Genomic DNA, 15807 nt, shown 5'->3' on the forward strand with positions numbered 1-15807 from the left:
GATTCCGTTAAACTGCTCGAATTTGAAGTCTGCTCAGCGGGGACCAAGCGCTCTCAGATCTTTCCTCCCTGTTTGGCGGCAATCAATATTTGTATATTCTAGTGCTGTCCCTTTATCGATTGCGTACGTGATTTCAATAACCTGGCGCAGTATATAACTTTTAGGTGATTCAATTTGTGGTTAGGCAATATTTCTATTGAGGGCTATGCAATATTTCAATCAATAAATTTTTATATCACTGCCATAAATTCTTCACCATCGCTGTCTATCTTCCAACGGCACACCCATCCATATCGATTCTAGTGGAATGTAATCTGTTTTAACTGGAAATGAGATTTTTGGCTGTCCATTGGTTTTCTGGTTTCACTACACGGTGTGCTCGATTGAACCAGCTGAATTATCAAATTCTAAAATCTCTCTAATTGACAGGAGAAGACCAGACTATGGGTTCTTCAACACATTCAAATTGGGGCCGGTTGGCAAGTTATGCACGCAAGACAGGTTTAGCTTTTCTCGCTGCCCAGATACTGGTTGCCAGCTCCGCGAGTGCTCTTGACGGTGGCACGCTGCAAGTTTCCACCTATAACGGTTGGCAAGCCTTTGAGGTGATCACTCAGGGTGACAATCCTTCAGGCGATGGTTTCGGCCATTCAATGCCGGGTATTTTCGATGGTGCAGGTGCCTTTCTGCTTAATTCCTCGACAATCCGGATTCAGGTGAATCATGAAACCGGTGATGCTTCCATTAGTGAAGTGGATGTCGACGTTGCCAATTTACAGACAGCGATCTACAACATGATTAACGCCGGAAATACCGGCGGTGTAAGTTTTGTAGTAGCTGCGCGGCAGGCCTATGACCGCTGGAGTAGCAATGGCGGGTCAAGCTGGACCAATACGTCCAGTGCCTCCAATACCAGCTTTTCCCGTTTCTGCTCAAGCCAGGCGTATGCACCAAATACGTTTGGGGAAAATCGTGGGTTTGTTGACCAGCTTTATATTACCGGTGAAGAAGTCAGTAGTGGGCGTCTGTTCGCTCTGGATAGCGCCAACCGCGATCTCTATCAGCTGAGTGGAGTCGTAGGTAGTGCTCCCGATGGTATCGGTGGTATGTCGTATGATTCCTGGGAAAACGCTGCGCTCATCGATACCGGCGAAACGCAGCATGTCGCAATAGTGCTATCTCCCGACGGCGGCTCCCGGGATATGAAGCTGTATATTGGCGTGAAGGGGCTGGATGTCAGCGGCAATGTATCCAACAGCGTTTTGGCACGGAACGGCCTGGCATATGGTAGCTGGTACTACCTGAATGCCTCCTATCCAAGCCTGGGTAATACCATTAGTGGCTTTTTTGATACCAGCGCTTCCGGAGCCTTGACCTCCAGCAAGCTGGAAGACATTGATACCAGCCCTGGGAGCCCTACTGAAGTCGTGCTTGCCGACCAGAATTCAGGCGTCTTTAATCTGAATTTCTCTCTGGTCTTCAACAGCGGATTCGATGCCGCTTCCTCCAGCTTCACCGTGACTAAAATATCCAATGAAAGCGGTTCAAACGGTAGTTTGGATAGTCCGGACAATATCGATTGGACCGCGGCAACCACCTTGAATGGCGTGGATTATCCGGATGGAATCATCTTCGTTAACGAAGACAATAGTTCTGGTGAGATCTGGCAGATGAATCCCAATGGCAGTAGCAAGTTGCGCATTGGACGGACGAATGTGGGCGCGGAATCAACCGGCATCTTCGACATCTCTGAATTGGTCGGCTATGCCCCCGGTAGCATTCTGGTGAGCAATAATCAGGGGTCACCATCTTCGATGACGGTCATGATCAACCCTAATGCGACATTGAGCGACAACTCCTGAAGTGGCCTGCCGTGTCATGAAGATGGTAGCTTGAAGATCAGTGATGTCGCGAAAAAAGGGCAGGTGTTGACCGCGAACGTATCAGGCGCGAATGGCTTTCTCTGACATCAGAGTAGGAGAGCCGGATACTTCCGGGGCGCTGAGGATACGTTCCAAGCTGGCTTTGAGGTCCACTCCCTGCCACTGTGCTGCTGAGGAAGTGCCTTTCCTCTCGCCTTGACACTGGGTTGAGCACTGATTAACCGTTTGAGGGAGTCCTTATTGCCGCAATCGATTGGCCAAGAGCCAGGCTGTCGGGGGGGTTCGAGTCCTCTCGGGGGCACCAAAATAGATTTGTAAGTCATGGAGTAATAAGCGCAAAAAGGCGATATCAACTTCCTGATATCGCCTTTTTTCATTTCACCCCGCAAGCCACACCGGTTGCTTGGGGTAAATGTCGGCGCGACCCAGAGCCGACTGGTAACTCATAGTGGCCAGACTTCTCTGGATACGTTGCCACTCGGCTATGGCATCCGCAAGTGCGACCTTTTGCGCCTGCGCCTTTCTGACCGGCGCCCGGAGGGCCTGCGCATGCTGCACAGCAAGACAGCCGAGTCCTCCGGCCGCGAGACGCTGTACCAGTGGACCGATGCCCGTTGGTGGGCCTGGGAGGCGGCCATCGCTGCCCGCCCCATCCAGGCACCGCCCAATGCCTATCTGTTCTGCACCCGTGCCGGGGAGCCCTATATCAATGAAGAGGGATTGTGCAGCGACTTTAACAGTATCTGGCGTCGCTGGCTTGATCGCGCCCTGGATGCGGGCGTCATTGAGGCCCGGTTTACCGAGCAGAACTTGCGCGCCAAGGTGGCTACGGATTCCGTGGATTTAGAGCAGGCCAGACGGCGTTTGGGACACACCGATACCACCACAACCCGGCGCCATTACTGGCTTCGCCCGGAAATTGCGGACTGAATTTGGGACAATCAGGGTTTTGTGGGACAGCTGTAAATTGCGAATGCTCTACAGGCCCCATGAAATGGTGGGTCGTGCTGGACTCGAACCAGCGACCAATTGGTTAAAAGCCAACTGCTCTACCAACTGAGCTAACGACCCTTTTCGCGGCTCCTTACAAGGAGACGCGTATCTTACGGATCTTCTGTGAAAAGACAATACCCAATTTAAAAAAAACCAACAAATTTAAGAAGTTAGGCATTTCATGTGAAAAATAGCGCCGAGTGATCATCACTGCGCATAGATTGTCGGGTCCTCAAGGCCTGCTCCGGCGAATCCCGCCGCGCGCAAGCGACAGCTGTCGCAGCGCCCACAGGCTGCACCATCGGTACGGGCCTGGTAACAGGATACTGTCAAGCTGTAATCCACCCCCAAACGTATACCTTCACGCACGATATCCGCCTTGCTCATACTCATCAATGGTGCCCGGATGGATAATCTGCGGCCCTCTACACCCGCACGTGTGGCCAGATTGGCCATCTTTTCATAGGCATCAATATAAGCAGGACGGCAGTCCGGATAACCGGAATAATCCACGGCGTTAACACCCACAAAAATATCCTGAGCCCCCAAAACCTCAGCCCAACCCAGAGCGATAGAAAGGAACACGGTATTGCGCGCAGGCACATAGGTAACCGGGATACCTGCAGTCTCCTCTTCGGGAACAGCAATAGCGTCATCGGTCAGGGCAGAACCACCGATGGCACGCAAATCCAACTCAACCAGTTTGTACGCTCGTGCGCCCAGGCTCTTTGCTACCCGCGAGGCCGCCAGTAGTTCAGATGCGTGGCGCTGACCATAGTTAAAACCCAAAGCGTAGCATTCATAGCCATCAGCGCGCGCCATCGCGAGCACAGTGGCGGAATCCAGGCCACCGGATAGCAAAATTACTGCTTTTTTTGCTGTCATCTGTTCTCCATTGACCAATACACAAGTAGTACCGCGCGATTCATCAGGCCAATCAAACCCCCGGAAGGTCTCCCCACAGTAACTTGTGCAGCTGTATCTGCAAACGCACCGGAAGGCCATCCTCCAGTATCCATTCCGCCAGTTGTCGCGCCCCCAGTTGCTTATAGCTGGGTGAGAAGAGCACCTCACCCACACGCTCTGACAAACGATACCGGTCAAGGGTAAACCTGGCCCAACCATAGTCTTCCCGGTTACAGATCACGAATTTAACCTGATCGTGTCGCGTGAGCACTTGTAGGTTTTCCATGCGATTGCGGTGCTGCTCACCAGATGCCGGAGTCTTCAAATCAACCACCCTGGAAACGCGGCTGTCCACACTGTCCACCGGCATGGCACCACTGGTTTCCAGAGTGACGGAATAGCCCTCATTGCACAGGGCTTCCAGTAGTGGCAAACAGTTTGGTTGGGCCAGGGGCTCACCGCCGGTCACGCAGATATGGTGTGCCGGGTGGCTTCGTACGCGCAGTAATACCTGTTGCAGGGCCATACGCTCGCCGCCATAAAAAGCGTATTCGGAGTCGCAGTAAGTGCAGCGCAACGGGCAACCGGTCAGGCGAACAAATACCGTCGGCAACCCACTATCACGGGCTTCCCCCTGGAGGGAGTAGAAAATTTCACTAACTCTGAGTGATTCTTTGGACAGACTGGTCATACACACCCAACACAAAAACGCCCGAAGGGGAGATGCCATCCGGGCGCGGGATCATAGGCTTTTTCTGTTCAAAAAACCAGCGGTGCTGGGTGCTTCAGCCCCATTATTGGAAGTTTTCCTTGAGATATTTCTGCGCCAGATTTGAAGCCCTGGCATCACTGGCTGCCACCTGCTCAAGCAGGGCACGGGCCTTCTGCTGATCACCCAACTGATGATACACAGTCCCCAGTTTGTAGCGACCATCCCAAACTTTGCTGGAATTGGGGTAGCCATCGAGCAGTGCCACAAACCATTCGCGGGCCTCTTCCAGGTCACCTTGAACCAGTGCTATCTCGCCCAGCCAGTAGTTGGCATTAGGGGCGTATTGGCCGTTGGGGTAGTCTTGCAGCAGTCGCTTGAATTCTGCACTGGCACCACCGTAATCACCATTGCGCGCCAAACCGAAACTGGCCTGATAGCGATCGCGCTCATTGCCACCGGTTTTGGCCTCCGGGGGCATTGAGGATACTGAAGAGTCATCCCGACCTGTAGTGCCGCCATCGGCTTCGGCCGACGGCGATGGCGTCGTGCCACCTAAGCGTGTGATACGCCTGTCCAGGTCCATGTAATCCTCGGTACGCTGCTGCTTGAGACGTTTAATCTCGTGAAGCATCTCTTCCACTGTGCCACGCAATGATTGCACTTCCTGCTGTAGCACCTGCATCTGGTAGTAGAGTTCAGCCTGGGGGTTGGTCTTGGTTCGGGAGCCTGTAGTGGTACTGCGGGCGAGCTTTGGCCCTTGGGTGCTGATGTCATCGGAGGATGAAGAACGCTCCTCCCTGCTGGCAGACAAGTCCACTACCGGAACCTGGGAGAATACCGGCGATGCCACCAATAATGCAGCTGCAGCAATCGCCAGTTTTCTAATCGTTAAAGCCATTGGCATCCATTTTTACGATTAGTTAATAACAACACGACGGTTCATCGCGCGGACAGCTTCGCTGGAACCTATCTCAGCGGGGCGCTCTTCACCATAGCTGATCACTTCCAGATTCGCCCCGTCTACACCCTGCAGCACCAAAAAGTCCCGCACGGCATTGGCGCGACGCTCACCCAGCGCCAGGTTGTACTCACGGGTGCCAAGCTCATCGGCGTGGCCCTCCAGGCGCACAGGGTTCGTAGTGCCACGCATACGGTCTGCGTGAAGAATCAGCAGCTCACGGGTTTCCGGCTTCAACAGGGACTGATCGAAATCAAAGTAAACCACATTTTCCAGAGGCGCCATCGGAACCTCTTCGATATCCACCACAGTCGTCGTTTCTTCCACTAGGTTGTTATCAACCTGGCCGGCCACCTGCTCGCTACTGCCTGTAGTGTCGGTATTGCTACAGCCAGCCATTACCGCCAAAACACAGGCCAGGCCAAGACCTGTTTTTACTGATTTCAACATAAGAAGCTACTCCACTTTTAATATTTTCAAAGATCCTGAAAAGTTTTAATGGTCTTTAAACACCCTGCACCACCAGCGCGCCCGACATCCCGTCTCAATCAACGTACGGCGACCATGCCGGTTCGCGGACATCGCCCCTATCAGAGGGCAGGTTGTATTTTACCCCGGCATCCAGCGACACCGCAGCCAAAATGCCCTTGTCGCCAAGTTTGGTCGCGTACATCAGCATAGCCCCATTTGGCGCGATGCTGGGTGATTCGTCCAATGTGGTCTCCGTGAGGACACGCATCCTGCCCGAATCGATATCCATCGTAGCGATGGTAAAGGTTCCCCGATTGCGATGCACCATGACCAGCGTCTTCCCATCAGGAGAAATACGTGGTCGCGCATTGTAGTCGCCATCAAAGGTTAAGCGGTCCACTTGACCAGTGGCAAGAGTCAATTGATAAATTTGTGGTTTTCCTCCCCTATCAGATGTGAAAACCAGCGATTTTCCATCGGGCATCCAGTTTGGCTCGGTATCAATGGAGAAGTGTCTGGTCATACGGGTGAATTGACCACTTGCCAAATCCAGTACGTAGATTTCCGGATTGCCATCTTTGGAGAGTACCATCGCCAATTTGGTTCCATCAGGGGACCAGGTCGGAGAGCTGTTTAGACCCTTGAAATTGGTTAACTGCTGGCGCTCGCCGGTGCGCAGGTTTTCGCGGAAGATCGCCGGGCGCCCGGTCTCAAAAGAGACATAAGCGAGCTCCTGACCGTTGGGGGCCCACATGGGGGACATCACCGGGGCATCGAAGCGGCGGATCGGCCGGGCACGGGCACCATCAATATCCGCACGCATCAGCACATAGCTGGGCTTGCCGCCACGGGTCTCTTCCCGCACGTACACCATTTCTGTGGAAAAGGCGCCGCGAATGCCGGTCACCGCCTCAAATATTTCATCGGCAGCGCGGTGCGCGATATCCCGAAGCTGAGTTTGTCCTCCTCGAACCTGGCGGGTAAACATCTTGTGCTGACCAAAGACATTCATCAGGTCGAAAGTCAGCAGATACCCGGAGGCCTGGGGTTCAATGCGACCGGTAACGATGTATTCAGTGCCCAAAATGCGCCAGTCCCGGAACACCACATCTTTCGGCGCCTTGGGGAAGGACAGCATATCCGCCTTGGGCACCGGGGCGAACAGCCCGCTGCGGCGCAGATCATCAGAGATAATACCGGACACATCCTCGGGCAAAACACCACTGCCGGACCAGCTGAACGGTGACACCGCAATGGGTGTAGGATCATCAATACCGCTGGTGATATCCACAACCAGTTGGGCACGTGCCTCCAGGCAGGCAGATGTGATAACAATAGCAATGAGGGTTTTTAGTAAGCTCTTGATCATTGGCGAAGATCTTCGACTATAAAGTTCAACATAGTTTTGCGTACTTCACGCTCGAATACGACCGGCTCTTCCCGGGCCAGTTCAGCCACTTCGGGAAAAACCTCCACCTTGCGAATGGCAGTGAGCACCGAGCGATCGAGTGCCGCGTTGCCACTGCCCTCCAAGATATTGGCGGCCACCACTCTTCCGGTGGGCACAAAATTGATTTGCACCAGAGTGCGCATACCGTTGCGAGCGCTCGGTGGACGGCTCCATACCGACTCTATACGCAGCTGAATCGCCTGGGCCACGGACATGACCGCCTGTTCACCTTCGTTTGCCTCCAGCAGCTCCTCTTCCTCCTGCAACGCTTCGTCAAAAGAACTCTGGCGCGCTTTCTCCAGCCGTTCTTTGCGCTCCTTTTCCTCTCTCTCTTTACGCTCTTTTTCCTGGCGCGCTTTCTCTTCCCGGGCCTTGCGCTCTGCCTCGATTCTCGCTTGGCGCTTCCTCTCAGCTGCCCGTTTCTTTTTGCGCTCCAGTGCGGCTCGGCGCTTGCGCTCAATCTCTGCCTGCTGCCTCTGCTGCGCTTCTCGCTGGGCACGCTGTTGTATCTTATCCACCTTTTTGGGTAACTTCTTCTTGGGCGTAACTGCCTCAACTGTCACCAGCCTGGCCTGTACAAACTGTGGCATGGGCTTGTGTTCAGTCCTGCGACTGGCCTCCCAGCCATAAGCGATGACCGCAATCAGGGTCCCGTGCAACAGGAGGCTGATCACAATTGCCAGTGGGTAAGCGCCTGTCTTCACTGGCACCTACCCTTGAGGTGGCTCGGTAACCAAACCGACACTGGGGGCTCCGGCCCGCTGCAATTCGGTCATGGCATTGACAATCAAACCGTAATCCGCATCGGTATCACCCCATACCAGAACCGGGGTTTTTGGCTTTTGACGCAACACCTTGGCCACCGTATCCTGGATTTCCGGAAGTGGCTTGGCCGTCTTCTCATCAGTACCCAGATTCAGGTAGTAGGTACCATCGGCGCGCACCGAGACAATCAGCGGTTCCTCGTCCGGCTCTTCCATCGGCGCCGAGGGCGCGTTGGGAAGATCCACTTTGACCCCCTGCATCAGCAGTGGTGCCGTGACCATAAACACGATCAGCAGTACCAGCATCACATCGATATAGGGCACCACATTGATTTCAGATACCAGCCTTTTCTTGCTGCCTTTGCGAAACACACTCATAGGATTCGCCTGCTCACCACTTAGCCGGAATGCACTTTACGGTGCAGAATCGAGGAAAATTCCTCGGCAAAAGTTTCGTAACTGGACAGCAGCCACTCCGCCTTGGCGGAATAGCGGTTATAGGCTATCACTGCCGGAATCGCCGCAAACAGACCCATGGCCGTAGCCACCAGGGCCTCACTGATGCCAGGCGCTACCGTGGCAATGGTAGCCTGGTGCATAGTGGCGAGACCGCGGAAAGAATTCATGATGCCCCAGACAGTACCGAACAGGCCGATATAGGGGCTGACCGAGCCCACGGTAGCGAGAAATGGCAGATTCATCTCCACTTTTTCCTGCTCCCGCGACATGGCCACACGCATGGCCCGTTCCGTTCCCTCCATCACCGCTTCGGGGCCACTACTGCCCTGTTGGCGCAGGCGGGTGAACTCGGTAAAACCGGCCCGAAACAGGGACTCCACCCCGTCTGTCTCACTCCGTTCGGCACGCTCATTGCCCTCGCGAAACAGCTTGTTCAAATCGGCACCGGACCAGAAGCGGCGTTCGAAACCATTGAGAGCCTGTTTGGCCCGGGACAGATAGAGGCCTCGCTGGATAATCATGACCCAGGAAACCACCGAGGCCAGCAACAACAGCAACATCACAAGCTGTACCAGCAGACTGGCGTTCTGAATGAGTCCCCACAGGGAAAGTTGTTCACCGGCATTCATCTTCTTAAATTACTGCCTTTAATGCTGAAAAAATGGGCCCCGGCAGGGCACAGGGTTTGTGGTTGTGGTCGGAGACACAGGCAACTTTGACCACACCTTCACAAATTAGCTCATTTTGGCGCCAGATTTTTTGCTCGAACGTCACTGCGGCACGCCCCAGTTTGCCAATCGCCGCAGTTGTGCGCAATGCATCATCGAGCCTGGCGGAACAGCGGTACCGGATCTCTGCAGAGTGCACCACCAACAGCAACCCCTGCTGCGGCATCGCCGGCTTATCATAGCCGAGCGAACGCAGCAGTTCTGTGCGCGCCCGCTCCATATACTTCAAATAATTCACGTAGTAGACGATACCGCCTGCATCCGTATCCTCTATATAGACCCGCACAGGAATACTGAAAGCCCCGTTCACCTCTCCCCCTTTGCGTTTTATTTGTCGGGTTTCGGCAAGCCGAAATGCTCATAGGCAAGCCCGGTCACCACCCGCCCCCGCGGTGTGCGGGCAATATAGCCCTGCTGGATAAGATATGGCTCCAGCACGTCCTCAAGCGTGTCCCGCTCCTCACTCACCGCAGCGGCAAGGCTGTCTACGCCGACCGGGCCACCATCGAATTTCTCAATCATGGCCAGCAACATGCGCCGGTCCAACTGGTCGAAGCCCCTGGCATCCACATTGAGCATATTCAGGGCAGCATCGGCGATCGCCGAATCCACCGAGCCATCACCCCGCACCTCCGCGTAATCGCGCACCCGGCGCAACAGGCGGTTGGCGATCCGCGGGGTGCCACGGGCACGCCGCGCTACCTCCAGGGCACCGCCCTCGTCCATGCCCACCCCCATCAGGCCCGCGGAACGGCGCACGATACGGGTCAAATCCTCAACACTGTAAAACTCCAGTCGCTGCACTATGCCGAAACGGTCCCGCAGGGGGGAGGTGAGAAGACCCGCCCGGGTAGTGGCACCCACCAGGGTAAAAGGCGGCACGTCCAGCTTGATGGAGCGGGCCGCCGGACCCTCACCAATCATGATATCCAACTGGTAGTCCTCCATGGCCGGGTACAGGACCTCTTCCACATGGGGGCTCAGGCGGTGTATCTCGTCGATAAACAGGACATCGCCCGGCTCCAGGTTGGTCATCAACGCCGCCAGGTCACCCGCCTTCTCCAGTACCGGGCCGGAGGTAGCCTTGATAGCACCCCCCATCTCCGTGGCGATGATATTGGCCAGGGTGGTTTTGCCCAGGCCCGGCGGACCGAATACCAAAGTATGGTCCAGGGCCTCTTTGCGCAGCTTGGCGGCCTGGATAAAGATCTCCATCTGCTCGCAGACCACGGGCTGGCCCACATAGTCCACCAGCGTTCTGGGGCGTACAGCGCGATCATACTGCTCTTCCTGGCCTGCGGGCCCCATAGACTGGGGCGCCACCAGACGGTCGGCTTCGATCATGAAAACAGCTCCAGATTAAGCGGGCACCATTCCCTTCAGTGCCAGGCGGATCAGGGTCGCGCTGTCGGCATCCGGCTGTTCCTTGCCGGCCCGAGCCACCATTTTGCTGGCTTCCGCGGGTTTATAGCCCAGTGCCGCCAGGGCACTTTCAGCCTCACTGACATGATTCACCTCAGGCGCCGCAGTGGCCGGAACCAGCGGGATATCATTGGTGTGATTAAAGTCCGGTGTCAACTTGTCACGCAGTTCAATAATCAGGCGTTCGGCGGTCTTCTTCCCCACACCGGGCACTTTCACCAGTGCCGCCACATTGTCTTCCGCCACACAGCGGGCCAGGGCAGCCCCATCCAGGCCCGACAAAATGGCCAAAGCCAACTTGGGACCCACACCACTGATCTTGATCAGGGTGCGAAACAGTTTGCGCTCGGCATCCCGGAGAAAACCATACAGTTGTTGCACTGTCTCGGACACCGCCAGATGGGTATGCAGCTGCACCGGCTGCCCCAGGGCGGGCAGCTCGAAAATAGTGGTCATAGGCGCGAGTACCTCGTAGCCCACCCCTTGCACGTCCACCAACAATAATGGCGGCCGCACCTCAGCCAGGGTTCCGCTCAATCTTCCGATCATATGTTATTCCAGTTTTTTGATTTTCCATCCGTGGGTGTGAGGCGCTCTCTATAAACACACCTAAACACTGAACCGGCCCCTGCGATAGCGGCTGGGCATAGCGCCACCCGCAAGCGCGGGGAGCTGCCCCGTATGCATATGACACAGAGCCACGGCAAGGGCATCAGCGGCATCCTCCTGCGGAGAAGCTGGCAGCGACAGCAGGGTTTTGACCATATGCTGCACTTGTAGTTTGTCTGCAGCACCATTGCCGACCACTGCCTGCTTGACCTTGCGCGCCTCGTATTCAGCCACCTCCAGGCCCCGGTGGGTACCGGCCACAATGGCGGCGCCACGGGCCTGCCCCAGTTTCAGGGCGGAACCGGCACTCTTTGACATAAATACATTTTCAATAGCCATTTGCACGGGCCGGTACTGCTCGGCAATCTGGCTCACTGCATCAAAAATCAATTTCAGACGCTGGGGCAAAGGGCCCTTTGGGATACGAATCACGCCGCTGGCCACATAGCGGGCACTGCTGCACTTCACATCGATAATGCCATAGCCTGTTTTTCTTGAGCCGGGGTCAACTCCCAGGATCCGGGTCAAAAGGCAGCTCCCTCAAGATCTGTATGTTTATATAGTAACGGGAGTGTCCCAAGGCGGGGGGAAAGCGTCAAGGGTGAACATCAGATGCGCCGAGAAACGTCGGGGCAGAATGGCGTCTGCCCCCTGGGGGAGCAAGTCTTCAGCCAAGTGCCTCCATCACCTCAACGGGAATATCCGCATTGGTGTAAACATTTTGCACATCATCCAGGTCTTCCAACATCTCGACCAGTGCCAGCACTTTTTCTGCACCCTCCTTATCCAGCGCTATGGTGGTAGAGGGTATCATGGCTATCTCGGCGCTATCCGGCATAAAGCCGGCTTCAGTCAGTGCATCCTTGACGGAGAGGTAGTCCTGGAATTCCGTGGTCACTTCGACGCTGCCGTCATCGTTAGTCTCAATATCCTCGGCACCCGCCTCCAGGGCCGCTTCCATCAGCGTCTCTTCATCGACTCCGGCCTCATAGTACAGCTGCCCCTTGCGCGAAAAAAGATAACTCACCGAACCATCAGTACCCAGGTTGCCACCGCGCTTGGAGAAGGCATGGCGTACCTCTGCCACAGTGCGATTGCGATTGTCGGTGAGGCATTCCACCAGTACCGCCACACCGCCGACACCGTAACCTTCATAAACCACCGCTTCATAGTGTTCGCCATCGGTATTGCCGGCGCCGCGGGCAATGGCCTTATCAATGGTGTCGCGTTTCATATTGGCACCGAGGGCCTTATCAATGGTGGCGCGCAGGGTCGGATTATCATCGGGGTTGGGACCCGCCTTGGCGGCCACGGTCAACTCTCGGATAATTTTGGTGAATACCTTGCCCCGTTTGGCATCCTGGGCCGCTTTGCGGTGCTTGATATTGGCCCATTTACTATGTCCGGCCATCCTCGTCTCTCTTCGTCTGTGCGCGGGGTGGGCAGTGGGCAACACACATTGTCCACAGCGTAAATTGGCGGGCTTGTTTCGCTGGGCCCACCGGGGAAAATCAGCGGATACTCTCTTCTTTCTGGCGCAGGCGGATATTCAACTCGCGCAACTGCCGGGCATCAACCGTACCCGGAGCATCCGTCATGACACAGGCGGCACTCTGGGTTTTCGGGAATGCGATCACATCGCGGATGGAATCACTGCCGGTCATCAGCATCACCAGACGATCCAGGCCAAAAGCGAGACCACCATGGGGAGGAGCGCCGTACTTGAGGGCATCGAGCAGGAAGCCGAACTTCTCGCGCTGCTCCGCCTCACTGATACCGAGGGTACGGAACACCACCTGCTGCATCACCTGATCGTGAATACGCAAGGAGCCGCCACCCAGCTCGGTGCCATTAAGCACCATATCATAGGCGCGGGACAGAGCACCCAATGGGTTCTGTTCCAGCTCTTCGGGGGTACAGGAAGGGGCGGTAAAGGGGTGATGCAGCGCGGTGAGGCTGCCGTCCTCATTTTCCTCGAACATCGGGAAAGCCACCACCCACAGGGGGGCCCACTCACTGGTATAGAGATTCAGGTCCTGGCCCAGTTTGCAGCGCAGTGCACCAAGGGCTTCCGACACTATCCTGGCCTTGTCCGCACCGAAGAAGATGAGATCCCCATCTTGCGCTTGCAGGCGGTCGAGAATAGCAGCGCGGGTTTCGACAGGCAGGAATTTGACAATCGGCGACTGCAGCCCGTTTTCCAGGTCGGCGCGCGCGTTGACCTTGATATAGGCGAGCCCCTTGGCGCCATAGATACCGACAAACTTGCCATAATCGTCAAGTTGCTTGCGGGTCAGCCGATCGCAACCGCCGGGCACCCTGATAGCGGCCACGCGCCCTTTCGGGTCCCTGGCAGGCCCTGAGAATACCTTGAATTCCACTTCGGTCATCAGGTCCTTGATTTCCACCATCTCCAGAGGAATACGCAGATCCGGCTTGTCGGAGCCATAGCGCAACATGGCCTGGTAATGAGTGATACGGGGGAAAGTCCCCAGTTCCACCCCCTTCAACGTCTTAAACAGCGTCCGCACCATGCCCTCGGTGATGGACATGATCTCCTCCTCTCCCAGGAAAGAGGTCTCGATATCAATCTGGGTGAACTCCGGCTGGCGATCGGCGCGCAGGTCCTCATCGCGAAAACACTTGGCAATCTGGTAATAGCGATCAAAACCGGACACCATCAACAGCTGCTTGAACAGCTGCGGGGACTGCGGCAGGGCGAAGAACTTGCCCTCGTGGGTGCGGCTGGGGACCAGATAATCCCGCGCGCCCTCCGGCGTGGCGCGCGTGAGGATCGGAGTCTCGATATCGAGAAATTCATGCGTATCCAGATAGTTGCGGATCGCTGTAGTGAGCCTGGAACGAAAGCGCAGATTGTGCTGCATCTCGTTGCGGCGCAGATCCAGGTAGCGGTATTTGAGGCGGACGTCCTCCCCCACCTCAATGTGCTCGTCCAGTTGAAAAGGGACGGTTTCGGCACTGTTGAGAATCTCCAGCTCGGTCCCATAGACCTCTACCTCGCCGGTAGCCATATTGGGATTCAAGGCCTCCGCAGCACGGGCGCGCACCCGGCCTGTAACCTTCAGCACATACTCGCTGCGCACGCGATCGGCCAACTCAAAATGCTCGGCGGCATCCGGGTCGAATACTACCTGAACGATACCCTCTCGATCGCGCAGATCAATGAAAATCACACCGCCATGGTCACGGCGGCGATCGACCCAACCACAGAGGGTCACTATACGGTCAATGTCCGCGGAACGAAGAACGCCACAGTAGTCGCTGCGCATGGATAAAATTCCCGTTATCGATGGTGAAATGGTTACCTGAGCGTACACATCGCGGGTCTAGGCCGTCTTCGCGGTTTTGTCGCCCTTGGCCTTGCCACTGTTGGCTGCATCCCCGGCCAGGTTTTTCTTGCTGCCCGTCTTGAAGTCGGTCTCGTACCAACCCCCCCCTTTCAGGCGAAACCCAGCCGCAGAGATTTTCTTGCTAAGCTCGGCTTTGCCACAAACTGGACAATCTTTGAGCGGGTTATCGCTTATGCGCTGCAGCGCCTCCATCTCGTGGCCGCAGGCAGTGCACTGGTATTCATAGATCGGCATTACTCAGTACCCGGTGCTTGAAAAAGGGAACAGAGTATACATGAGCCCTTCAGAGGGAAGAAGCCGCTCCGCCCTTTCGGCTAGCCAGGAGGCCCCCGAAGGCCGGTACAAGAGTTATAAAATGCAGAAAAACACTATTTTTCTAGTATTTTCCCGTACGGTCCTGCAAAAACTATATATACTTCCCGTTATCACCCGCTGAGACCACCGTTTTTTTGGACGCAGTGCAGCGGGAGTAGAAACACACTTACCAGACTTACACCGAACAACAAAGAAGGAAACCAGCCATGGCTACCAGGAAAGCTGCTACCAGAACAGCCGCTGCCAGAAAGGCTCCGGCTAAGAAAGCCGCACCGGCCAAGAAAGTAAAGGCTATCAAGGAGAAGTACACCAAGACCCAGATTCTGAACCAGATCGCCGAAAATACCGAACTGTCCCGCAAACAGGTCCAGTCCGTTATGGATGAATTAGGCGACATTATCGAAGGCCATATCAAGAAGCGTGCCGTTGGCGAATTCGCCCTGCCGGGCCTGCTGAAAATCACCACGGTGAAGAAGCCAGCTAAAAAGGCCCGCAAGGGCATCAATCCCTTCACTGGCGAAGAGACCATGTTCAAGGCCAAACCGGCGAGCATTCAGGTGAAGGTGCGTCCGTTGAAGAAACTGAAGGAGATGGCCGAGTCCTGATTCCCCGCCGATCCGAAAGCTGAAAACCCCGCATAAGCGGGGTTTTTTATTCCCGGACCATACAGCGGGATTGCCAATACCACCCAGTAACCATCGCGACCTATTGCAGGCAACATCCGTTAGTGCAAAACCGCCACAAGAATATTTATTGTCCGGCAAAT

General features: G+C 55.6%; 18 protein-coding genes and 1 tRNA gene. 3 read left to right on the plus strand and 16 right to left on the minus strand.

The genetic code is table 11. The features are described from left to right. Positions 1-443: 443 nt before the first annotated feature. Both M8T91_RS14760 and M8T91_RS14765 read left to right on the plus strand, forming a co-directional pair. Entirely contained in the window at positions 444-1862 is a 1419-nt protein-coding gene (locus M8T91_RS14760) for a hypothetical protein (RefSeq protein WP_301414925.1), read from the plus strand. Positions 1863-2282: 420 nt separating this feature from the next. Further along, positions 2283-2813 carry a hypothetical protein gene (locus tag M8T91_RS14765; RefSeq protein ID WP_301414926.1) on the plus strand — a complete coding sequence of 177 codons (531 nt, stop codon included), beginning with the start codon at positions 2283-2285 and terminating at the stop codon, positions 2811-2813. Between the two features lie 65 nt (positions 2814-2878). Here the strand turns inward: M8T91_RS14765 and M8T91_RS14770 are convergent. From M8T91_RS14770 to M8T91_RS14845, 16 genes are all read right to left on the minus strand, one after another. After that, positions 2879-2954 (minus strand) — tRNA-Lys (locus M8T91_RS14770). A 129-nt stretch (positions 2955-3083) separates the two neighbouring features. Then, on the minus strand, positions 3084-3761 hold the full coding sequence (queC, locus tag M8T91_RS14775) for a 7-cyano-7-deazaguanine synthase QueC (RefSeq protein ID WP_301414927.1): 678 nt from the start codon (positions 3759-3761) through the stop codon (positions 3084-3086). Between the two features lie 52 nt (positions 3762-3813). Further along, positions 3814-4473, minus strand: coding sequence for a 7-carboxy-7-deazaguanine synthase QueE (queE, locus tag M8T91_RS14780; protein WP_301414928.1), 660 nt, complete (start codon positions 4471-4473; stop codon positions 3814-3816). Positions 4474-4576: 103 nt separating this feature from the next. After that, positions 4577-5392, minus strand: a complete 816-nt coding sequence (ybgF, locus tag M8T91_RS14785) for a tol-pal system protein YbgF (RefSeq protein ID WP_301414929.1) — start codon at positions 5390-5392, stop codon at positions 4577-4579. 18 nt (positions 5393-5410) lie between these two features. Then, on the minus strand, positions 5411-5902 hold the full coding sequence (locus tag M8T91_RS14790) for an OmpA family protein (RefSeq protein WP_301414930.1): 492 nt from the start codon (positions 5900-5902) through the stop codon (positions 5411-5413). 94 nt (positions 5903-5996) lie between these two features. After that, positions 5997-7292 (minus strand): Tol-Pal system beta propeller repeat protein TolB, encoded by a 1296-nt coding sequence (gene tolB / locus M8T91_RS14795; protein WP_301414931.1) that lies wholly within the window; start codon positions 7290-7292, stop codon positions 5997-5999. Then, positions 7289-8077: a cell envelope integrity protein TolA gene (tolA, locus tag M8T91_RS14800; protein ID WP_301414932.1), complete on the minus strand. Its 789-nt coding sequence runs from the start codon at positions 8075-8077 to the stop codon at positions 7289-7291. Before tolA ends, tolB begins: the two co-directional genes overlap by 4 nt. Before the next feature lie 6 nt (positions 8078-8083). Beyond that, the gene (gene tolR / locus M8T91_RS14805; RefSeq protein WP_301414933.1) at positions 8084-8515 is read right to left on the minus strand and encodes a protein TolR; all 432 of its coding nucleotides are present in this window, start codon (positions 8513-8515) and stop codon (positions 8084-8086) included. Positions 8516-8535: 20 nt separating this feature from the next. After that, complete coding sequence (gene tolQ / locus M8T91_RS14810; protein ID WP_301414934.1) at positions 8536-9225, minus strand: protein TolQ; 690 nt, start codon at positions 9223-9225, stop codon at positions 8536-8538. A 4-nt stretch (positions 9226-9229) separates the two neighbouring features. Beyond that, positions 9230-9634: a tol-pal system-associated acyl-CoA thioesterase gene (gene ybgC / locus M8T91_RS14815; RefSeq protein WP_301414935.1), complete on the minus strand. Its 405-nt coding sequence runs from the start codon at positions 9632-9634 to the stop codon at positions 9230-9232. A 17-nt stretch (positions 9635-9651) separates the two neighbouring features. Continuing rightward, entirely contained in the window at positions 9652-10668 is a 1017-nt protein-coding gene (gene ruvB, locus M8T91_RS14820) for a Holliday junction branch migration DNA helicase RuvB (RefSeq protein ID WP_301414936.1), read from the minus strand. A gap of 15 nt (positions 10669-10683) precedes the next feature. After that, on the minus strand, positions 10684-11295 hold the full coding sequence (gene ruvA / locus M8T91_RS14825) for a Holliday junction branch migration protein RuvA (RefSeq protein ID WP_301414937.1): 612 nt from the start codon (positions 11293-11295) through the stop codon (positions 10684-10686). A 60-nt stretch (positions 11296-11355) separates the two neighbouring features. Then, a complete protein-coding gene (gene ruvC, locus M8T91_RS14830) occupies positions 11356-11883 on the minus strand; it encodes a crossover junction endodeoxyribonuclease RuvC (RefSeq protein WP_301414938.1) in 528 nt (175 codons plus the stop codon). A 139-nt stretch (positions 11884-12022) separates the two neighbouring features. Then, positions 12023-12766, minus strand: coding sequence for a YebC/PmpR family DNA-binding transcriptional regulator (locus M8T91_RS14835; RefSeq protein WP_301414939.1), 744 nt, complete (start codon positions 12764-12766; stop codon positions 12023-12025). 100 nt (positions 12767-12866) lie between these two features. Beyond that, a complete protein-coding gene (gene aspS, locus M8T91_RS14840; RefSeq protein WP_301414940.1) occupies positions 12867-14645 on the minus strand; it encodes an aspartate--tRNA ligase in 1779 nt (592 codons plus the stop codon). A gap of 57 nt (positions 14646-14702) precedes the next feature. After that, complete coding sequence (locus M8T91_RS14845) at positions 14703-14960, minus strand: FmdB family zinc ribbon protein (RefSeq protein ID WP_301414941.1); 258 nt, start codon at positions 14958-14960, stop codon at positions 14703-14705. A 287-nt stretch (positions 14961-15247) separates the two neighbouring features. On the opposite strand from M8T91_RS14845, the gene M8T91_RS14850 reads away from it, so the two are divergent. Then, positions 15248-15646: an HU family DNA-binding protein gene (locus M8T91_RS14850; protein ID WP_301414942.1), complete on the plus strand. Its 399-nt coding sequence runs from the start codon at positions 15248-15250 to the stop codon at positions 15644-15646. Positions 15647-15807: the final 161 nt, after the last annotated feature.

The sequence above is a fragment of the Microbulbifer sp. MI-G genome, assembly GCF_030440425.1.
GTDB lineage: Bacteria > Pseudomonadota > Gammaproteobacteria > Pseudomonadales > Cellvibrionaceae > Microbulbifer > Microbulbifer spongiae.